General features: G+C 46.0%; 19 protein-coding genes and 1 pseudogene. 14 read left to right on the forward strand and 6 right to left on the reverse strand.

The window, feature by feature from the left end; genetic code table 11:
• Window positions 1–12: 12 nt before the first annotated feature.
• From flgE to flgB, 4 genes are read right to left on the reverse strand one after another with little or no spacing between them, the layout of a single operon-like run.
• Window positions 13–1,230: a flagellar hook protein FlgE gene (gene flgE, locus AKL11_RS03905; RefSeq protein ID WP_067515266.1), complete on the reverse strand. Its 1,218-nt coding sequence runs from the start codon at window positions 1,228–1,230 to the stop codon at window positions 13–15.
• 56 nt (window positions 1,231–1,286) lie between these two features.
• Complete coding sequence (locus AKL11_RS03910) at window positions 1,287–1,931, reverse strand: flagellar hook assembly protein FlgD (protein WP_067515267.1); 645 nt, start codon at window positions 1,929–1,931, stop codon at window positions 1,287–1,289.
• Window positions 1,932–1,966: 35 nt separating this feature from the next.
• On the reverse strand, window positions 1,967–2,377 hold the full coding sequence (gene flgC / locus AKL11_RS03915; RefSeq protein WP_067515268.1) for a flagellar basal body rod protein FlgC: 411 nt from the start codon (window positions 2,375–2,377) through the stop codon (window positions 1,967–1,969).
• Between the two features lies 1 nt (window position 2,378).
• Window positions 2,379–2,768, reverse strand: coding sequence for a flagellar basal body rod protein FlgB (gene flgB, locus AKL11_RS03920; RefSeq protein ID WP_067515269.1), 390 nt, complete (start codon window positions 2,766–2,768; stop codon window positions 2,379–2,381).
• A 395-nt stretch (window positions 2,769–3,163) separates the two neighbouring features.
• Here flgB and gspC point away from each other — a divergent pair, with 395 nt between their 5' ends.
• The 13 genes and pseudogenes from gspC (at window position 3,164) to AKL11_RS03985 (ending at window position 16,218) form a co-directional block, all read left to right on the forward strand.
• A complete protein-coding gene (gspC, locus tag AKL11_RS03925; RefSeq protein ID WP_067515270.1) occupies window positions 3,164–4,063 on the forward strand; it encodes a type II secretion system protein GspC in 900 nt (299 codons plus the stop codon).
• 61 nt (window positions 4,064–4,124) lie between these two features.
• Window positions 4,125–6,155: a type II secretion system secretin GspD gene (gene gspD / locus AKL11_RS03930; protein ID WP_253705163.1), complete on the forward strand. Its 2,031-nt coding sequence runs from the start codon at window positions 4,125–4,127 to the stop codon at window positions 6,153–6,155.
• Window positions 6,152–7,747, forward strand: a complete 1,596-nt coding sequence (gene gspE / locus AKL11_RS03935) for a type II secretion system ATPase GspE (RefSeq protein ID WP_253705164.1) — start codon at window positions 6,152–6,154, stop codon at window positions 7,745–7,747. Before gspD ends, gspE begins: the two co-directional genes overlap by 4 nt.
• A 14-nt stretch (window positions 7,748–7,761) precedes the next feature.
• A complete protein-coding gene (gene gspF / locus AKL11_RS03940; RefSeq protein ID WP_067515271.1) occupies window positions 7,762–9,009 on the forward strand; it encodes a type II secretion system inner membrane protein GspF in 1,248 nt (415 codons plus the stop codon).
• Between the two features lie 18 nt (window positions 9,010–9,027).
• Complete coding sequence (gene gspG / locus AKL11_RS03945; RefSeq protein ID WP_067515272.1) at window positions 9,028–9,465, forward strand: type II secretion system major pseudopilin GspG; 438 nt, start codon at window positions 9,028–9,030, stop codon at window positions 9,463–9,465.
• Window positions 9,431–10,063, forward strand: coding sequence for a type II secretion system minor pseudopilin GspH (gene gspH, locus AKL11_RS03950; protein WP_172807634.1), 633 nt, complete (start codon window positions 9,431–9,433; stop codon window positions 10,061–10,063). Before gspG ends, gspH begins: the two co-directional genes overlap by 35 nt.
• Window positions 10,063–10,446: a type II secretion system minor pseudopilin GspI gene (gene gspI / locus AKL11_RS03955; RefSeq protein WP_067515274.1), complete on the forward strand. Its 384-nt coding sequence runs from the start codon at window positions 10,063–10,065 to the stop codon at window positions 10,444–10,446. Before gspH ends, gspI begins: the two co-directional genes overlap by 1 nt.
• A gap of 5 nt (window positions 10,447–10,451) precedes the next feature.
• A complete protein-coding gene (gspJ, locus tag AKL11_RS03960) occupies window positions 10,452–11,084 on the forward strand; it encodes a type II secretion system minor pseudopilin GspJ (RefSeq protein WP_157673393.1) in 633 nt (210 codons plus the stop codon).
• A complete protein-coding gene (gene gspK / locus AKL11_RS03965) occupies window positions 11,081–12,067 on the forward strand; it encodes a type II secretion system minor pseudopilin GspK (RefSeq protein WP_095210147.1) in 987 nt (328 codons plus the stop codon). Before gspJ ends, gspK begins: the two co-directional genes overlap by 4 nt.
• The gene (gene gspL, locus AKL11_RS03970) at window positions 12,067–13,296 is read left to right on the forward strand and encodes a type II secretion system protein GspL (RefSeq protein WP_067515276.1); all 1,230 of its coding nucleotides are present in this window, start codon (window positions 12,067–12,069) and stop codon (window positions 13,294–13,296) included. Before gspK ends, gspL begins: the two co-directional genes overlap by 1 nt.
• Complete coding sequence (locus AKL11_RS03975) at window positions 13,293–13,811, forward strand: type II secretion system protein M (protein WP_067515277.1); 519 nt, start codon at window positions 13,293–13,295, stop codon at window positions 13,809–13,811. The genes gspL and AKL11_RS03975 overlap by 4 nt, the downstream gene beginning before the upstream one ends.
• A gap of 105 nt (window positions 13,812–13,916) precedes the next feature.
• Window positions 13,917–15,272: pseudogene (locus AKL11_RS03980) on the forward strand (IS1182 family transposase); the annotation flags it as partial.
• A gap of 235 nt (window positions 15,273–15,507) precedes the next feature.
• Entirely contained in the window at window positions 15,508–16,218 is a 711-nt protein-coding gene (locus AKL11_RS03985; protein WP_157673394.1) for a type II secretion system protein N, read from the forward strand.
• A gap of 154 nt (window positions 16,219–16,372) precedes the next feature.
• Here the strand turns inward: AKL11_RS03985 and AKL11_RS03990 are convergent, their stop codons facing one another.
• Both AKL11_RS03990 and AKL11_RS03995 read right to left on the reverse strand, forming a co-directional pair.
• A complete protein-coding gene (locus tag AKL11_RS03990) occupies window positions 16,373–17,278 on the reverse strand; it encodes a dihydroorotate dehydrogenase-like protein (protein ID WP_067515279.1) in 906 nt (301 codons plus the stop codon).
• A 227-nt stretch (window positions 17,279–17,505) separates the two neighbouring features.
• Window positions 17,506–18,312: a hypothetical protein gene (locus AKL11_RS03995; protein WP_067515280.1), complete on the reverse strand. Its 807-nt coding sequence runs from the start codon at window positions 18,310–18,312 to the stop codon at window positions 17,506–17,508.
• Window positions 18,313–18,612: 300 nt separating this feature from the next.
• Here AKL11_RS03995 and AKL11_RS04000 point away from each other — a divergent pair, with 300 nt between their 5' ends.
• Window positions 18,613–19,200: a coiled-coil domain-containing protein gene (locus AKL11_RS04000; RefSeq protein ID WP_067515281.1), complete on the forward strand. Its 588-nt coding sequence runs from the start codon at window positions 18,613–18,615 to the stop codon at window positions 19,198–19,200.
• Window positions 19,201–19,689: the final 489 nt, after the last annotated feature.

The raw sequence follows: 19,689 nt of genomic DNA on the forward strand, positions 1-19,689 counted from the left end.
TAAAAAACGTGACTAGATAATATTCATCAATGCTTGAGTCAGGTTATTACTGGTCTCAATGGTTTTCGCATTGGCCTGATAGTTACTTTGCGCCTCAATCAAACGAACCAGTTGTGATGAGATATCCACATTGGATTGCTCAAGTGCACCCGCTTCCAGCTCTCCCATGATTCCGGAACCAGGAGCGCCAATCAGCGGAGCACCGGAAGCGAAGCTAGACTGCCAAAGACTTTCACCGGTAGGAATCAATCCATTTTCGTTAGGAAAATCGGCAAGTACTACCTGACCCTGTGTCAGAGTCTGACCGTTTGAGTAGAGTGCCTGCAAAATCCCTTCCTGAGACACCCTGACGCCGGTCAATGCACCTGGAGGAAAGCCATCTTGAGTCACCTTGTTCACTGTAAAATCAGCACCTAGTTGAGAGAAATCTGCAATATCTACGTCAAAATTCATGGCAGCAGAACCAGCGAGACGAGCATCACCCAGCGGAATGTTCAACGCTGCGGTTCCTCCGGCAGGCGTCGCAAGGCTACCGTTAGTATTAAAAGTAAAAGTCTCGCTCAAATCAGCGGATGCCCCATTATCAAAATAGAAGTCCACTGCCCATGTATTGTCTGCTGTCTTGGAAAAATACAAACTTACCGTATGTGGTGACCCAAGGCTGTCGTTAACATCAAATGCCATGGTGGAATGAAATGTGGTTGGGTCTGCTGGATCAATAACGCCAGAGAGTGCGGTTTCCCGAGCATCAAGATTGGCTGAACTCCCAACCTGAGTGGTGGCCTGTGCAGGCATGGTTCCCTGGGCAACTCTTAGATTCGTCTGGCTTCCTGGCAGGATATTACCGGAGTTGTCAGCAGAGTAGCCTTGCAGATTATTCCCCAGGTTATTAACCAGATAATTCTCAGCATCCAGAGAAAAATACCCTGCCCGGGAATACGACAACTCACCATTATCACTGACCACAAAAAAGCCCTGTCCATTAATGGCCATATCCAATGCATTTTCTGTGAAAGTGATACTTCCCTGAGAAAACTGTTGGCTAATACCAGATACCTGAACCCCCGCCACCTGGCTATTACCACCCGCAACCGACGATGCATAAACATCAGCAAACTCCACTCTGGAGCCTTTAAATCCAACGGTGCTGGTGTTGGCAATATTATTACTGACGACTTCCAGATCCTTCTGGGCAGCATTCAACCCGCTTAAACCAATCTTGAATGACATTTGATTCCTCCCTGAACTCAAACAATTCTTTTGATGTTTTGACTTAGTAAAACCTTTTAATCACCAACCGAAGCCACTGACGACAATGGGTAAGCCCCCATGTTGGCTAATCTCAAATACACACCCTGTCCGGTTGTCTCAACACCAGACACCTTGCCAGTGAGCGAGACTCCGGCAGCGTAAGCATCACCACCATTAATGGCTGTCGCCGTAATGGTGTATTCACCGGGTTGAATACCTTCAAACTCAAACGGAACCACACCCGCGCTATAAGCACCCAATGAACGGGAGGCGACTTCTGTTCCAGCATTGTCATAAACTCGAATCAACACATCACTGGCTGCAACCGGTAGCTGAGCTTCACCTGTCACTGCACTGTCGGCGTCGTTAACTATAAGACGATTGGTGCTTACCTGAACGTTCTGTCCCAGCAATTGCGCAGCACCGAGCATTTGAGATTGCTGCAACGAACTGGTTAATCCACTAATGCGACCATCAATAGAGTTCAAGCTTTCCACTGACGATATCTGGGAAAGCTGGGTCAGCATCTGATTGGTGTCCTGCGGAGAGGTGGGGTCCTGATTTTCCAACTGAGTAATAAACAGTTTCAAAAATTGATCCTGATTCACCTGTAGGGAACCGGAAGCACTGTTGGAGGTGGTGGCTACTGACGTGTTGTTAACCGGATTAATTCCTGTCACGTATCATCCTTTATACTTTTGTGCAGCCAAAGCGACTACTCAGCAAGAGATAGAAGGGTTTGCTGCAATTTCCTGGCACTGACCATCACTTCCATACTGCTCTGATAACTGCGGGTTGCTGATAACATATCTGCCATTTCCTGTATGACATTAATATCTGGGTAATAGACATAACCCGTTTCATCCGCCAGAGGATTCCCCGGCTCATAACGTCGATTGTTGTCACTGGGTGGCATTTTATAAACGCCTTCAATATTCACCCGGGCAGATTGACCTTCCAGATCATCATATATTGTTGAGAATACAGGTCGCAGTGGCCGGTATGCCGTCTCTGGGGAACTGCCAACACTGGACATGTTGGCCAGATTACTGGCGATGCTGTTTAAACGAACTGTCTGGGCATTAAGGGCTGAACCAGAAACCGCAAAAATATTGCTGAGTGACATGTTACATGCCTCCTCTAATGGCAAGTTCTAAACCGCTGAACTTCTTTTTCACAAACGTGAGGCTGGTTTGAAAAGACAGTGCATTTTGGGAGAAAGACGACTGTTCAACACCTAATTCAACAGTATTACCATCGCTGGTCTGCTGGTAAGGCATTCGATACTGCAGTGCTCCAGTACCGGCAAATAGACCGAGCTTCATATGGTCTTCCCTGAACCCTGAATCCGGTGTTCTTAATTGTTGATCCAGTACTGATGAAAACTCGATATCCCGTGATTTGAACCCAGGCGTATCAACATTGGCCAAGTTGCCTGCCAACACTTCGGCCCTTAAACCACGAAAAGCCAGTGCCTGGGGGTGAACGCCAAGCGCATTCTCAAAGCTGATCGCCATATATCAATCCCACTCCATGCTCATTTATTATTTGTCCCTTTCATAAAAGTGACATTCGAATACATGATGATATAAACCAGCCCATCAAAATTGGTCAATGAAGGCCATAAATGTGTATCTGTTTGAAGCAGTGATACTTTAAATACCATAAGGAAAAACCATGAAATACCAGAAGTTAAAAATCAGAAAACCATCAATATAATCAACCCCCTACAAAGCAATACCCCAATCAACCATGCAAAGATATGGCAAATATTAATGAAGACCCGTTTCTCAGCCCTACATTTACTTACCAAAAAAACAGGAAAAATGTGTTCACCATCTTGTTAGACAGGTTTTTATGATGGTTAAATGGACATCAAGCCCAAGACGTTTACCAGGATATAGGGCAAGCTGTGATATACAACAATAATAAAACCAGCAGTAATGGACATATTTTTACCAGTCGGAAGTCGTTTTTTCGACGCATTAATATCATCTATCTAAAGTACTTTTTCCTGCTAATCCTGATCTTGCTGATTGCCAGAGAATCCGCTCAAATCACTTGGCTACTGATGTCAGATGCCAACTCAACACCTGCGGAATTGCAGCAAGACTTACAGCAAAACAAGACGGTAACGATTCCTGATCAAAGCGACCTGCACCAACTGAAGAGCCTTCAACTTTTTGGCCAACCTCCTATACCTGTAAAAAAATCAGTGCCAAAAGATATACCGGTCTCTCGAATTGCAGCGCGAATAACCGGACTGGTTTTCAGTAGCAACCCTGAAGGTTCTCTCGCGATCATTCGTTCTGGCTCATCTGATTTAACCTATCGAAAGGGAGATACCCTTAAAGGTACGCAAGCGACAGTAGATGCTATTTACTCTGATCGGGTCATCATTCAAAACGGTGTACGATATGAATCACTGTTGATGTACCCAGAAGAAGCCTCTAAAAAAATTGCAACCAACAACACAGTAACAGCCACCCACATTAAAAAATCATCCAAAAACATTTCGGATCTAAAAACTCAGCTTCAGGAAAAACCAGAGTCCTGGTCTGAAATTGTCACCATATCGCCTATACGGAGAGATGGGAAACTTCAGGGATACCGAATTAATCCGGCAAAATATCCTCAGTACTTTTCTGAGCTTGGGTTGAAACCCAATGACATGGCAATTGCGATCAATGGCTTTGACTTAACAGACAACAATGAGGCCATGAAAGTTATCGGGCAACTTTCATCACTGCAACAGATATCACTAACAATTGAAAGGGATGGTCAGCGTTTTGAAATTGATTTGTCTTCCTGATAGTACCGGAAAGCTGCTGAGCGCAACGTTCCTATTTCTACTTTTGACCTTTCCAGTATTAGTGACTGCAAATAGTGCTCTTTATTCAGCCAGCTTTGAGAAAGCGGAGATAAAAGAGTTTATTAACACCGTCAGCACCAACCTGAACAAGACCATCATCGTTGATCCGGCAGTTCGTGGTGAAGTCACGATTCGTGCTTATGAGCAGTTGAATCAACGGCAGTATTATCAGATGTTTCTTTCTGTTTTATCGGTCCATGGCTTCGCTGCCATTGAAGATGACAGTGGCCTGGTAAAAATCATTCCTGACAAAAATGCCCGCACATCGTCTATTCCCGTTGTGGCCGGTAAAAAGTTGGAAGACCAGGCGCCCTATGGTGGAGATGAAGTCGTCACCTGGGTATTGCCTGTCAGCCACGTTCCGGTGCGGGAACTTTCTCCAATTCTCCGCCAGCTGGTAAATAGCTCAGGCAGTGTCGTTCATTATGACCCATCAAATATTCTGATTCTTAGTGGTCGCGCCAATAACCTTGAGCGTATTGCTGAAGTTGTCCGTCGTGTCGATCAGGCTGGTATGCGCAGTGTTCAGATTATTCAGCTTCATCATGCATCCGCCAGTGAGATGGAAAGAATTCTTATGGCGGTTTACGTCTCTCAGGGTCAGAAACCCAGTGGGCTGCCGCCAGTCATTGTCAGTAATGAAAGCAGTAATCAGATCATTCTCTCAGCCGATGCTCAAACCCTGCATCGAATGAAAACTCTGTTAATTCAGATGGATTCAGAGCGTAAATCCAGTGGCAATATTAAAGTCTTCTATCTGCATTACGCCAAAGCCGATGATCTTAAAAAAGTGCTGGATGGCGTGGGTAAAATGCTGATTGCTACAGGGAAGAGTGGACAGAGTGCGGCTGGCACAGACTACGGCATCGAGACGCATGAACAGACTAACGCCCTGATCGTCACAGCCCGCCCTGATGTTATGCAAGCGATGGAATCTGTTATCCAGCAACTGGATATACGACGAGCACAGGTTATGGTCGAGGCCATCATTGTCGAAGTAGCCGATGGCGATGGCATCAATCTTTCCTTTCAACTGGCCAGTAACGATGGCAGTAGCCTCATGCAGTTTCAAGACGGTTCCAGCGTGCCCATTGGCGAGCTTCTGGTGGGTATGAAAGAAGCCAAAGATGAAAAAGGGACCACTGTCATTGATAGCACTGGTGCAAAAACAGTTAACCCTGATAAGCCCGGCGACTACACTGCACTAGCCTCTGCTCTTGCCAAAGTCTCAGGGGCCGCATTTAGCATCACTTCCGGTGATTGGACTGCTCTGCTTCAGGCGGTCACCACGTCAAGTGAATCTAATGTGCTCGCGACTCCCAGCCTGCTCACCATGGATAATGAAGAAGCGTCGTTCATTGTCGGTGACGAAGTTCCAACGCTCACAGGTTCGACAGCCAGCTCAGACAATGACAACCCTTTCCAGACCATTGAAAGAAAAGAGGTTGGCGTTAAGTTAAAAGTCACTCCTCAGATAAATGCCGGTGATGCGGTCAAGCTGACGATTGAGCAGGAAGTCTCCAGCATTAATGGTCGTACACCGGTTGACGTAACGTTCTCCACACGAAAAGTGAATACCTCTGTCATGGTAAAGACAGGGGATACGGTTGTGATCGGTGGTTTGTTGGATGAGAACGTTCAGGAAAGTGTTTCAAAGGTCCCCTTGCTTGGTGATATTCCCATTCTTGGTCATCTATTTCGATCAACATCCAGTAAGAAGGTTAAGAAAAATCTGATGATCTTTCTTCGTCCTACGATCATTCGAGACGATCTGGTAATGAATGCTATCAGCGGTCAAAAGTATGATCTGATTCGCGCCCATCAGCTGGATAAAAAAAATCAGGGGATCTCACTGATGCCCGGCTTCGATACCCCGGTTCTCCCCGAACAACCAACAGCCCATCAACTCCTTGAAGAGCTTAGGCGACAATCAGAAAGCACTAAAGGCAAGCCTGCCAAGAATAAGCCAGTCAGTGATACTGAATTTAAAGTTTCAGCAACATCAATTCGCCAGCTTCACGGGGAACGATGATGCCAGATACTTCAGCACTATCACGTCAAACACCTCAAAACGAAAGGGCACCCCAACAGGCTGTTACACAGTCAGAAGATATACTCATTGAGAAACGGGTTCAGGATACCAATACATCACTGGATAGCCATGTTAATAAAGCACTGCCATTTTCTTTTGCCCGTCGATTTAATCTTCTACTGTCGTTTGACAATCAAAATAACCCACAACTTTTTTTCAAAGATAAGCCAGAAAACTCCGCATTAATTGAAGTACGCAGGCTCGTTGGTAAACCACTATCTCTAAGCCACCTTTCCGACGATGACTTTGAAAAGCGACTGGCTGAACACTATCAGAAAGATTCTTCAGCAGCCCGGCAACTGATGAACGACATCGGTAATGATGAAGGACTTCAGGCACTTGCCGAGGAATTGCCAGAAGATGAAGATCTTCTGGAAGCCGATGACGGTGCCCCGATCATTCGCCTGATTAATGCCATGCTCGGAGAAGCCATCAAGGAAGGGGCTTCTGATATTCATATAGAAACCTTTGAAAAGAATCTGACGGTTCGTTTCCGTGTTGATGGCGTACTGCGCGAAATCCTTCGGCCTCAACGCAAACTGGCCGCAGTACTGGTTTCCCGAGTGAAGGTTATGGCGAAACTGGATATCGCCGAAAAACGGGTACCTCAGGATGGTCGTATATCTCTGCGCATTGGGGGTCGTGCGGTTGATGTTCGCGTATCAACATTGCCATCCCGACACGGTGAGCGAATTGTACTGCGCCTGCTCGACCGAAACAGCGTTCAACTGGATCTTGCTCATCTTGGCATGGAGGAAGGCCTTAATGATCAATTCCAACAACTACTGCGAAAGCCTCATGGCATTATTCTGGTTACCGGACCAACCGGTTCCGGTAAAAGCACCACACTTTATGCAGGCCTCAGCACCATTAATAACCGTGAGCGTAATATTCTGACGGTGGAAGACCCTGTGGAATACGATCTGGAAGGCATTGGTCAGACACAGGTAAATCCAAAAGTAGATATGACTTTTGCCAGGGGACTCAGGGCAATTCTACGACAGGATCCTGATGTGGTTATGATCGGTGAAATTCGAGATTTGGAAACCGCAGAGATCGCTATTCAAGCATCTCTAACCGGCCACCTTGTGCTCAGTACACTTCATACTAATACCGCTATCGGTGCAGTCACACGCTTGCGAGATATGGGGGTTGAACCTTTTCTATTGTCATCAAGTTTATTGGGCGTACTTGCTCAGCGTCTGGTGCGAGTACTTTGCCCAGAATGCCGTGAACAAAGACCGGCCAGTAATCTGGAAATGAGCGTAATGGGGCTTAAGACAGATCAAAGTTTATGGCACGCAACCGGTTGTGAGGAATGTCACCATACCGGTTATCGCGGAAGAACAGGCATCCACGAACTCTTTCTGGTGAACGATACAGCTAGACGGCTGATTCACGATGGCGCTGGTGAACAGTCAATCAAACAGGAAATACGTCATTCGATAGACAGTATGCAAAGTGACGGTTTTCAAAAAATTCTCAATGGCATCACTACGCTTGAAGAAGTGATGCGAGTCACTAGAGAGTAAGCAGGTATTAAACGATGAGCGTATATACCTATGAAGCCCTGGATGCAAAAGGGAAAAAGAATAAAGGGGTAATGGAAGCTGATACTCCCCGTCAGGTAAGACAGAAGCTCAGAGTTTCTGGACTCAATGCCGTCAGTGTTATAGAAGCTTCTCACAAAGTCAGGACAACAACCGCCAGTTCTGAAGGAGCACCAAAAAGCAGACTTCCTATATTACAGAAACAGGCAAACAATGCGGAAGTAGCTTTGTTAACTCGACAGCTGGCAACACTGGTTGCTGCCGGCATTCCTTTGGAAGAATGTTTAAACGCACTCATCAAACAAGTCAGAAAACCACACCTTAAAACCATTATTACGACTGTACGCTCAAAAATTCTCGAAGGCCAAACTCTCGCAGACAGCCTTGGCAGTTACCCAAAAACGTTTGACCGTTTATATCGAGCCATGGTGGCCGCTGGTGAAAAATCAGGGCACCTTGATCACGTTCTGGAAAGACTTGCTGACTTCACAGAGCATCGACAGAAAATCAAAAGTCAGCTGATTCAGGCAATGATTTACCCCGTCATTCTAACTGTAGTCGCGATTGCTGTAGTGGCAGCTTTGTTGACCACTGTCGTTCCTACAGTGGTTGAACAATTTTCCCATATGGGGGAACAGCTACCAGCCATGACTCAAGCGCTCATCAGTATCAGCGACTTTGTCCGCTCTTTCGGCCTGTGGATTACCGGAATTCTTCTTATAGCCTTGGTTATACGACAACAAATACTGAAACGCAGTCGCTCTCTTCGGTTAATGAATGATCGTTTGTTTTTGAAGTTACCAATATTAGGTGGCGTACTGAGTGGTGTCGACAGTGCAAGGTTCGCCAGAACGCTCAGTATTCTTACCAGCAGTACCGTTCCTCTGTTGGAAGGTATGGGTATCGCCTCAAATGTATTATCGAACCAGTATATGCAGGACTCTCTGCTAAAAGCGGCGGAACGAGTGAAAGAAGGATCAACACTCTGGCAATCCCTTGAACAAACAGAGCTTTTCTCCCCAATGATGCTGTACATCATCGCCAGCGGTGAAAAGTCTGGCGAACTGACCAACATGCTCGCCCGCGCAGCAGATAATCAGGATCAACAGTTTGAATCCCAAGTGAATATAGCGTTGGGCATTTTTGGCCCGCTGTTAATCGTAACGATGGCAGGTGTCGTACTGTTTATCGTTATGGCCATTTTAACACCCATGCTGGATTTGAACTCTCTGATTGCCAGCTAAGATTGACAGGAAACTGCAATGAAAAAGAAGAATAAACATCCTCATGAAGCAGGCTTTACATTACTGGAGATCATGGTCGTTATTGTCATTCTCGGTGTGTTAGCCAGTTTGGTAGCCCCCAATGTGATTGGCAATAAAGATAAGGCCGATCAGCAAAAAGCGGTTAACGACATCGTCGTTTTAGAGAACGCTCTGGATATGTATAAGCTGGAAAATAATACCTATCCCAGCACACAACAAGGGCTTGATGCATTGGTCAGCAAACCCTCAGGCCGCCCTGAACCAAAAGCCTACAAGGATACTGGCTACATTCGTCGTTTACCAAAAGACCCATGGGGTAATGAGTATTTGATGCTCAGCCCGGGAGAGCACGGGCCTGTGGATGTATTTTCGGCAGGGCCTGATGGTCAGGTGGGTACCGATGACGATACGGGAAACTGGAATTTGGATAGCTGACCATTACATGCTAACCACCCATCAAGAGCCATCTTACAGCCATAACCATCAACGTGCTTTCACTCTGCTTGAAATCATGCTGGTTATGTTTCTGCTCGGCCTTGTTACTGCAATTGTGTTGCCATCCCTGATACCAAAAGATAGTAGTCGTAAAATGCAGAATGAAGCACAAAAATTTATTGCATTGGCTCAACTTGCTCAAGAGCAGGCTCTTCTCACGGGCCATGATACGGGTATTCAAAAAACACCAGAGGGCTATCAATTTCTGACTTATCAACAAGGGCAATGGCAACCTATTAAGCAAAGGCTCTTATTATCAGCTGTGCAATTGAGTGATGCCTTTCAGATGACCATCTTGCCCGGTGAGCCTATCTGGCAAGAAACCATCGAAATGGAAAACGATTATGGCTTCCAGTTTGATGATTCCCCATCTGACAATGAGGAAGCATTCGCAACCTCTCCGGATATCTACTTCTGGTCCTACGGTGAAACCTCTCCTGCCGAGGTTACCTTTTCGTCTGTGGATAACTCAAAAAGATCACTGTCCATTTCGCTAAACGAATCTGGTTCAATGAATACGACAGAGGCAGCCTTGTGATGAAAGCCACTGCTCTCAGAGTTAACGGTTTCACATTGCTTGAAGTATTACTGGCTCTTGCACTACTTGCCATCGCAGGAATGTCTGCGCTGTCTCTAAGCGGGGAAACTCTCCGTAACACACCGATTCTTGAACAAAAAATACTGGCACAGCTGGTCGCTGATAATCAGATGACCGAGCTCCATCTTCAAAAAAAATGGCCCAGCCTAAACTGGCAACGCGGAGAGCATGAAGTGGCAGGACAACGATGGTTCACTCGTTACCGCAGTGTAAAAACCAGCAGTGACGATTTCCGGGCCATTGATGTGGAAGTTCGCTCGGAACAAAAAGAGAGCGCCCAAGTTATCACAGTACTAAGAAGCTATATGGTTAAACAGGGATGACACCGTTGAGCCGATCAACACGACTTTTAGCAAGCAATGGATTCACATTACTGGAAATGCTGGCAGCGATCGCCATCTTTAGTGTGATCAGTCTTAGTGCCTGGCAAATGTTCCATGGTGTATTAACTGCGCACGACGTTGTTCTGACAAAAAATGAACGTCTACGACAACTTCAGTATGCACTGCTACTCATTGATCAGGATCTTAAGCAACTGGCTGACCGTGGAGCACGAGTTGATGGTCAGTTCACTGGGCAGAGTCTGTTCAGTGATTCACAAATGTTAAACAGCGATGATGAAGCGCTCGCGCTGGTACGATTTGGCTGGCACAACCCGGAGCAGAGACTACCAAGACCAGAGCTGCAACGAGTATTTTACCGACTGCAGGAAGGCCGCCTTGAGCGGCAATATCATTACGTTCTGGATGCGTCATCCATCAATGAAGAGCCAGTCACACAAGTACTACTGGAAGGCATTCACTCTCTCCAGTTTCGTTTTTTTATCGGTGGTGTCTGGCAGGAATCACTGCCGCCTGAATCAGGGTTACCGGAAGGTATCTCTATTGAATTTGAAATGAATGATCTTGGTCGTATTCAACGCAGTTATCTTCTTCCAGATTCCTGGGGAGCTGCATCATGAAGTGTAAGAGCAAACGACAAACAGGTATTGCGCTTCTGAGTATTTTATTGATCTTGAGTCTTTTGATCATGCTTTCCCATGAACTGACACGATCTTTCCGAACGCAAATGATCAGAACTGACGCTTTACAACAGAAAAAACAAGCGCAATGGTATTCATTTTCTGGTGAACAGCTTGCCATAAAAACCCTGAAACAGACGTTTAAAGACGACCCTGAAACCACTCATCTCGGCCAAAGCTGGGCGACTGCCAATGTCGCTTTTCCCGTGGAAGGCGGACAGATATCCGGTTATCTGAAAGATGCCCAGTCCTGCTTTAATATCAATGTATTGGCAAAACCCGCTGCCAACTCTTCTGTCAATAATGGCGCATCAAAGCTGACCATCGAAGGACAGGTTTTTACTGCTTTACTGGAACACCTGACACTGCCGCCTATACAAGCAGAACAAATTACACTGGCAACACGCAACTGGGTCAGTAGTGAAGAATTCAGGCGGGGGGCGACGGACCAGGATTATCTTACACTGCCAATGCCGTATTTATCCGGTAAAACCCAAATGCGGGATATCAGTGAGTGGCGAGCAGTGGCAGGAGTTTCCAGTTCCGTTGCACAAAAAGTCATCCCTTACCTTTGTGCACTGCCCGGTAGTGAACTTGCAATCAATATCAACACACTATCACCCGAACAGCCTGAGCTGCTGGCAGCGGTTTATATTGATCAACTGCCTGTAGAACATGCCCGAACTATTTTGGAAAGACGACCACGGAATGGTTGGGCGCAGATCGCAGAATTTACTAGCCAGCCTCTGCTGGCAAACTTCAATAACTCAGGTATCAATGAACGGTTATCCATTAACAGTTATTTTTTTGAAATGAGTGCAACTGCTAATTACGGCGACAGCGAGGTTAGGCTGAAAAGCCTGCTGGCTCGCTCAAAAGACAATAAACTCACGGTCATTCGCCGTAAATTTGGGGGCGTATAATGAGTGCTCAGTTACTGATTCGGTTACCGGAAGACATAAGTCAGCCGGTTTACTGGCTGGTTTATTATCAGGAACCGTTGAAAGAAGACAATAACAATCAGCAGCGAGTTGCCAGCGGCTCATGGCTCTGTGTTAATGATTTTATTAGTCACTTTGCCGATGTTGTCACCACCAATGGACTACTGTCGTCCATGAACACTGTGATTCTTGTGCCATCGGCCAGAGTGACTCTTCACAGCCTTGATGTGCAGGGGCGTTTGACGCCTGCTGTGCGTAAATCCCTGAAGTGGCGCCTTGAAGAAGAATTTAGTGAAGATGTGGATAACCTGCACGTTGCACTACTTGATCATGTAGACCATCAAGCGCATTTGGCTGCCATCAGTAAAAGCGATATGAATCTGTGGCAGAAGTGGATCACTGCCGCCGGTGTAGTTTCTGAACAGTGGTTACCGGATGGACTGACTCTGCCGTTTATTGAAGGTCAGTGCTCATTATTTGAATTGGATGACGTTATCATCTCTCGTCATGGTCAATGGCAAGCAGCTGCCTGCGATTCAAAATGGCTGGAGCTCTTTCTGGACGGGCTTAAACAAAAAAAAGAAGGCCTGAAGGTCAATCATCTTCCACCGAACCCTACCTCACCACTTTTCCCTCTTGCACCACAGGCTAACTCATCCTCCTTCAACCTGCTTCAGGGCGATTGGCAACCCGCATCCCACTGGAAGCTGTCTTTCCGCCCTTGGTTATCAACAACACTGGCTGCCTGTGTGCTACTGGCTTTGATGACGACCAACTCGTTAATGAACACTTTTCAACTGGAGCAGCAGGCTGAGTTTAACCAACAGCAGGCCAAAGACGTTTATAGCCGTCTATTTCCTGGTGAGCGCATTGTGAAATTAACTTCTCAGATGCAACAAAAACTGGACGCTTTACAGCAGCCAGAAAATTCATCGGACACTATGTTGACGATGTTAGCGCAGATAACACCATTACTGATGACATTCCCGGACGTTAAGGCAAATTCCATGAGCTTTTCTATCAGCCCTGATGGGAAGCAACAGAGTATACGTATTCAAGCCAGTGCCAGGGATTTCCAGCGATTTAACCAGCTCAGAGATACCTTTGAGCAATCTGTGAATGGTGATGAGCTGACAATGGCTATTGAAGCTCTGGAACGTACCGGAAATGAAGTAACAGGCATTGTCGTTATTTCAGGAGAATTATCATGATCCCGTGGCCACATACTGTAAGACAATGGTCATCTTCTGGGTTACAGCATTGGAAACAGTTACCCACAAGAGAACAGTTCATTACTTCAGCTGGTGTCATTATTCTTTTTCTGTGGATAATCTGGCAGGGCTTGATTACGCCCATGGCTGAACGACGTTCTCTTGCTGAAAAAAAACAGATGGGCAGTGAAATACAATTACAAAAGGTGAGGCTGCAGGCTGCTCAGATTGAAAAACTTCGGTCAGCAGGTGTATCCATTACACCCACTGATAATATGCCTATGGATCAGGCCGTTCAGCAAATCGCCAGACAATACAAACTATCCATTCAGAAAGTTCAAAACCGGGGAGAGATACTCGAAGTGAGTCTGCATCATAGTCGTTTTGACAGTGTGATGAGCTGGTTAGTCACACTAGAACAGAATCATGGCGTTCGGGTTAAAAATATCCAGCTGGAATCTACTGACACGACAGGCTTTGTAGAAGTACGACGACTGCAGCTTGAGCGGGGTTGACCCTTATCATGGTCAGAAAGTTTAATAAGTGGCTGCTAGGAGCCTGTCGGACTTAGAACAACTTTTGAGTATAATACCCGCAAGATCGTAAAAGACAGCCAGCCAATGAACAAATGGACTTTCAGACCCATTGACCGAGACATCCCTGACTTTTTTCCTGCCACTGTTCAGGATTATCTGCCAGAGGTGCATCTTGCTCGCTTTGTTGTAGAGGTGGTTGAGCAGCTAGACCTCACACCTTTGATCAGCGCCTATAAAGGAAGGGGTTCTAAAGCCTGGCATCCATCCCTCATGCTGTCGTTATTGTTCTATGGATATGCAACAGGTGTCTTCTCCAGTCGCAAACTGGAGAAAGCAACTTATGACTCCATCGCCTTTCGATATATCTGCGCCAACGAGCATCCGGATCACGACAGTATCAACACCTTTCGCCAGCGCTTCCGTAAAGAAATTAGTGAACTTTTTGTTCAGATATTGTTGATTGCGCAACAGGCAGAATGGTTGAAGCTGGGAACCATCAGCCTCGATGGAACCAAGATGAAGGCCAATGCCAGCAAACACAAGGCGCTCAGTTACAAGCACGCATGCAAGCTCGAAAAGCAGCTCAAGGCAGAAGTTGAAGAGCTCCTCAGGATGGCTGAAAAAGCAGATACTGAAAAATTGCCAGACGAATTATCCATTCCTGATGAGCTGAAACGCAGGGAAGATCGCCTCAAGGTGATTGCCGATGCCAAAGCTGAAATTGAGCGACGAGCTGAAGAACGTTATCAGCAAGAGCTGGCAGAATTCCAGGACAAAGTTGCCCGTCGTGATGCGATCAGAGATACGGGAAAAAAGCCACGGGGCAAAGAACCGAAAGCCCCTACGCCGGGTCCCAGGGACAAAGATCAAGTCAACCTGACAGATCCGGAGTCTCGCATAATGCCAACGTCTGCTAACGGTTTTGTACAGGCTTATAATGCGCAGGCCGCAGTAGATAACGACAGTGGTCTTATTGTTGAAAATCATATTACTCAGGCGACCAATGACAAACAACAGGTAGCGCCTGCCCTCGAAGAACTGGCCTCTCGTGCAGAGCAGATTGGCAAGCCCAGCGCGATTCTTGCCGACACGGGCTACTTCAGTCAGGGCAATGTGTCTGCTGTGGATAAGTTTGGAGCTATCCCTTACATTGCAGAAAAGAAGGATGCCCATAACAAACCTTTACTGGAGCGCTTTAAGCCCGATGAGCCGATGCCCGCAGGCGATGATGTTACCGCACTGGAGTTGATGCGTTGGCGATTGCAAACCCGGGAAGGACGGGCGGTGTATGCATTGAGAAAAAGCACCATTGAGCCAACGTTTGGGATACAGAAGGAAGTGATGGGATACCGTCAATTTCTGGTCCGTGGTCTTGAAGCAGTGTCTGCTGAATGGGATCTTCTGTGCATGGGTTTTAACCTGAAGCGGATGTTTACGCTGATGCTGAAAGATCTTCAGGAAAGTATCATTTTTATGCAGTTTATTTCAGCTTACAGGTTATTTGTCGCATGCATTTGGATATTTGGGCAAAAGAGACTGACGACATAAACAGCACTTCCAGACTGGATTCTGTGATTTTTGACTTTATTGCGGCCCATCTCCGGTTTTTACTTTCAAGTCCGACAGCCTCCTAGTGCTGAGCGTCGCTCTGTTCAGTTATATTGGCTTTCTTCTCGTGACTTTTCCTGCAGTCACAGCATGGCACTTAGTAAAAAGTAGCCAGCTTCCCATACAATTTTCAGGTATTAGCGGATCGATATGGTCAGGATCTGCAGAAACAATGTCAGTCAGCTCGGGCAAGGGAATAGTTACTTTTCCAGACGTTCGCTGGCAGTTAAATCCTCAAGCCTTGCTGAAAGGCGAGTTATACATCAATCTGCAAATAGGTAGTGCAACCCTGCCACTAGAAGCCAGCGGCAATATTGTCGCGACACAGAACAGTCTTGAACTGAACACTACGGTTGTGACTACCTCGGCCCAATGGATTATCAATAGGATGGGCAACCAGATTCCCGGACAAGTGACTGGAAACGTAACTATTCAGCTGAATAAACTGGTATTGACCAAACAGGGCTGCACTGAATTCAGCGGCAATGGAGTGTTCAAAGAAAGTCAGTTTATTGGTGTATTGGGGCGCTTTGATTTGGGGAATTCAACTGCTGAGTTCAGCTGTAAAAATCATGAAATAGTTGCAAATATTCAACAACGATCAGCCATGTTGAAAAGTGAAGGTAATTTCAAAATGAATATCCAGCGAAATTATACGTTCGTCGGTAATGTATTACCTGATGCTTCACTCCCCAAAAGCACCAAACGGCTTTTCCAATTGCTGGGGCAGCCAGATGATAATGGCTATATTCCTGTCAGGTTCTACGGAAGGTTATAACAACTACTTGCTTGGCAATGTACGATTAATTTGATGAATAAATTTAGACTTCACTGTGAAATTGCCACTGTGCTGAATATCGCTGTCGATATTTGCGTAGATCAAAAAGGGCGTGTCAAAACAACGCCCCTGTATTATTGAAACAAACCTTTACTTAAACAACACCATCAACAGCACGAATATAATTCGCCCGTTCAAAAGCCTCTGGATTCTGAATTTCTTTTTGAGACATCAGACCACGCATATCGTTCAGGCTGGCAAAATCCCGTTGCTTCATCCAGACATTGATGCCTTTCAATAACACTGAAACATAATCAGCACCATTACGAATCAGAGCAGATGCCAACATCACCGTGTCAGCACCAGCCAGCAAATATTTGATAATGTCTTCGTGATCGAAGGCACCAGAGCTTGCCGCGAGAGATACATTAACTCGACCGTGAAGTGAACTGACCCACTTCAACGGTGCACCAATATCACCGGCCTTACTGATCGGCCAGCTGGTTTCCAACTGCATGGTATTCAGATTAAAGTCCGGTTGAATCATTCGATTGAAAATCACCAGACCATCCACACCGATTTCATCAAACTGACGAGCCATATTGCCAAACGCACTGAAGAAGGGGTCCACCTTCAACGACACTGGCACGGTAACTTCGCTCTTCACCCGATGAAGAATATCAAGATAAACCTGCTCAACCTGTTGGCTAGATACATCGAAAGATGGTGGGTTGTAATAGATATTCAGCTCTATTGCATCCGCTCCAGCCTTTTCCAGTTGAACAGCTGAAGCTAGCCAGTCGCCCTCAGTGTAACCATTCATACTGGCGATCACAGGAATCTCTACAGATGCTTTTGTCTTCTGGAGCATGTCCAGATACTGTTGAGGAGCAGCATCGTTGAGGCACTGTTCTTCAAACAACGATGGAAGAACCACCGCCCCGATCCCCGCACGCTCAAGACGCTGCACACTTTTCACAGTGGACGTTAAAGGGCTTGCTGATGCAATCAGCGGATTTTTAAAGGTTAGTCCCAGGTACCGGGTGGACAAATCCAACATCTTTACTCCTCAATCACCACACATACAACAAGGCAACGTGCCTTACTCATTGCTCCTCATCAAACATTGAGTTTTGCTCAGTGCCTTACAGTGGTCTTTTCGTGGGGGTGCCTTTCAGGAAGATGGATAAGCGCTAACTAAATGAAATCATCGACACCCGGAAGCAGGAATTTTACGCCTGACCGGGTGGAATGGAATAGGTTCATACTGCAATATGAGAATATTTCTTATCGCAAGTTCTGAGTGGCTGCTGTCAGCGACTGGAAATACTTATTGGTAAAGTTACTGAGCATCTCAAATGACTGATTGTATTTGGCGATAGTTTGTTGAATTTGGGTGGTTTCCAGCTGCGATTGGCTGGTGAGTGATTCTGCCTGAGAGTTGAACAGCCTTATGTTCTGATTCCAATCATCTTCAGAGAGAGGGTTGGTGCCAACAACGGTTAAGCCAAGGTTAGTCCAGAACTCATTCATCGCAACTGGCATATTACTAGGCGCTGCATCTCTTAACCCTCTGGCCTCTACAATATATGACGTTGCTTGCCGTAATGTATCATTCCTCTGGTTGACCACATTGATTTGCTGCTCCAACTGCTCCTGAACAATGTCCGCTCTGGCAGTCAGCACCGCAAATGCCAGCGCCTCCAGTGTTAACCTTGAAGACTCCACAGGCGTTTCCGTCAGGTAGCGATTAACGGTCTCGGCAGCCGGGCCTATATAACGATCACCCTTCCAGTTTGTAGGGTCACTCACTTCCTGCATCAGTGCGACAGGCGCCTGAACATAAGCCACATTCGTGGCGTCACTATCTTCAGAATATGCCAGAGCCTGCAGTGCAGCCCGATTGGCAGAATAGAAGTGAGTAGGTGTCAGGGAATTCCCTTCATCATCCGGATCGGACAGGGATAAAAGTGCTTCGATCTGGGCATCATTATAACCAGCGGCCCTGAGCGCAGAGAGTCGATCTTCATTCAGTCCATGAGGTAATACTGTAGAAGTTGTCGTTGAACTACCAACACTTGAAGAGCCGTCCATGGTCTTTCCCTGTTTGCTATCCGATAAATTCAATGGTTTCTTTTGTATTCACTTTAGGTGATTAAAATCTATCGCCGTTGATGCGCGAAATAAAACACTTTATCCATACTGCAGTGATAGTTTTTCGACACAAGGTCAATATGAGGCGCCTATCTCTCTTCCTGATAAAAACACAGTGCTTTACCAGACCTCTGCTATGCTGATCATGCAGTCAGAATACAACGCTCGTAAATAAGTTTTCATAATAAAAACAACGTCTGAATAAAAGGCTTAAATCACAACAAAATGACAGGTAGCTGTATGTCGCTAGAAACACGGGTAGAGAGGCTGGAAAAGCAGCACGAATCTCTTTACAACACTATTCATGGCCTGGCTAGGGCTATGGCGGATATCAAGCATATTGCCCTGAAAAATCAGCATGAAATTATTGGCGTTAAAGTCAATATGTCTGGTATTCAGACCGAAGTCACCAGTGTTAAAGAAGATATTTCCAATCTGGCACACTCAACGCTATCAGGCTTTGAACATACTTCAGAAATGATGGATGGCTCCCATAAAATGCTGGACGATATGAGTGAGCATCTTGAAACCATCAACACCCGACTTGATGAAACCAACAAACTGGTGGACGGCACTCATGAACGAGTGGATGAAACCTATGAGCGCTTGAATGAAACCAATGATCGACTCAGTGATAGTACCGAGCGGCTCGAAGAAGCAAAGGAACAGCTGGAAGAGAGCAATGAGCGACTGGATCATAACAATAAGTGGCTGGGGGGAATCAATAACCGATTGGAGAGTGTCGAAACCCAAATCAAAGAAATTCGACAGGAGATTTCAGAACTGGGGCTATTACTCAGAAAGCGATTGCCAGAGCTTGAGACTTAGATAGTGCACTGGAGCAGTCGCCAAATGAATCTGAATAATTGAGTCATAATATATGTTTTGTTTGGCTAACTGCTTTTGTTATCTCACCTAACGTCATTGTTATTAATTTCCGCAACAATCGATGCTATTAAATACTGTTCTTGCACTATTAGGATTAACATAATGATTTCTTCCCCCACTACACCCACTCATGGCTCGACCCCAGGCAATGGTTCAACCGAACGTAAAGATGCATCAACTCAAACTGATCCAGGTCCCAGGGCGGAGGCATCGGATGCACTATAGTTTAATTTTTAATCCTACTCATGACATCCAAGCTTTTAGATAGAGTCTTATCAGGTTATTTAATCTGTATTTCTCCCGAGATTGCCAAAATGAAACCAATATATGGAATTTTCACACACAAGCTGACTGCCTTATACAAAGCTTGGATCTTACAACGCTCCTACAGGTCAGTTTAAATCAAACGATTAGTCAGGACGCAACGTC

The organism is Endozoicomonas ascidiicola, assembly GCF_001646945.1.
GTDB lineage: Bacteria > Pseudomonadota > Gammaproteobacteria > Pseudomonadales > Endozoicomonadaceae > Endozoicomonas > Endozoicomonas ascidiicola.

Bases quoted from the DNA above. Each gene is read 5' to 3' on its own strand.
- flgB (WP_067515269.1), bottom strand. From the start codon at position 2,768: ATGGCGATCAGCTTTGAGAATGCGCTTGGCGTTCACCCCCAGGCACTG.
- flgE (WP_067515266.1), bottom strand. From the start codon at position 1,230: ATGTCATTCAAGATTGGTTTAAGCGGGTTGAATGCTGCCCAGAAGGAT.
- AKL11_RS03990 (WP_067515279.1), bottom strand. From the start codon at position 17,278: ATGTTGGATTTGTCCACCCGGTACCTGGGACTAACCTTTAAAAATCCG.
- flgC (WP_067515268.1), bottom strand. From the start codon at position 2,377: ATGTCACTCAGCAATATTTTTGCGGTTTCTGGTTCAGCCCTTAATGCC.
- gspH (WP_172807634.1), top strand. From the start codon at position 9,431: ATGACGATACGGGAAACTGGAATTTGGATAGCTGACCATTACATGCTA.
- gspK (WP_095210147.1), top strand. From the start codon at position 11,081: ATGAAGTGTAAGAGCAAACGACAAACAGGTATTGCGCTTCTGAGTATT.
- gspL (WP_067515276.1), top strand. From the start codon at position 12,067: ATGAGTGCTCAGTTACTGATTCGGTTACCGGAAGACATAAGTCAGCCG.
- AKL11_RS03975 (WP_067515277.1), top strand. From the start codon at position 13,293: ATGATCCCGTGGCCACATACTGTAAGACAATGGTCATCTTCTGGGTTA.
- gspI (WP_067515274.1), top strand. From the start codon at position 10,063: ATGAAAGCCACTGCTCTCAGAGTTAACGGTTTCACATTGCTTGAAGTA.
- AKL11_RS04000 (WP_067515281.1), top strand. From the start codon at position 18,613: ATGTCGCTAGAAACACGGGTAGAGAGGCTGGAAAAGCAGCACGAATCT.
- gspE (WP_253705164.1), top strand. From the start codon at position 6,152: ATGATGCCAGATACTTCAGCACTATCACGTCAAACACCTCAAAACGAA.
- AKL11_RS03995 (WP_067515280.1), bottom strand. From the start codon at position 18,312: ATGGACGGCTCTTCAAGTGTTGGTAGTTCAACGACAACTTCTACAGTA.
- gspG (WP_067515272.1), top strand. From the start codon at position 9,028: ATGAAAAAGAAGAATAAACATCCTCATGAAGCAGGCTTTACATTACTG.
- gspF (WP_067515271.1), top strand. From the start codon at position 7,762: ATGAGCGTATATACCTATGAAGCCCTGGATGCAAAAGGGAAAAAGAAT.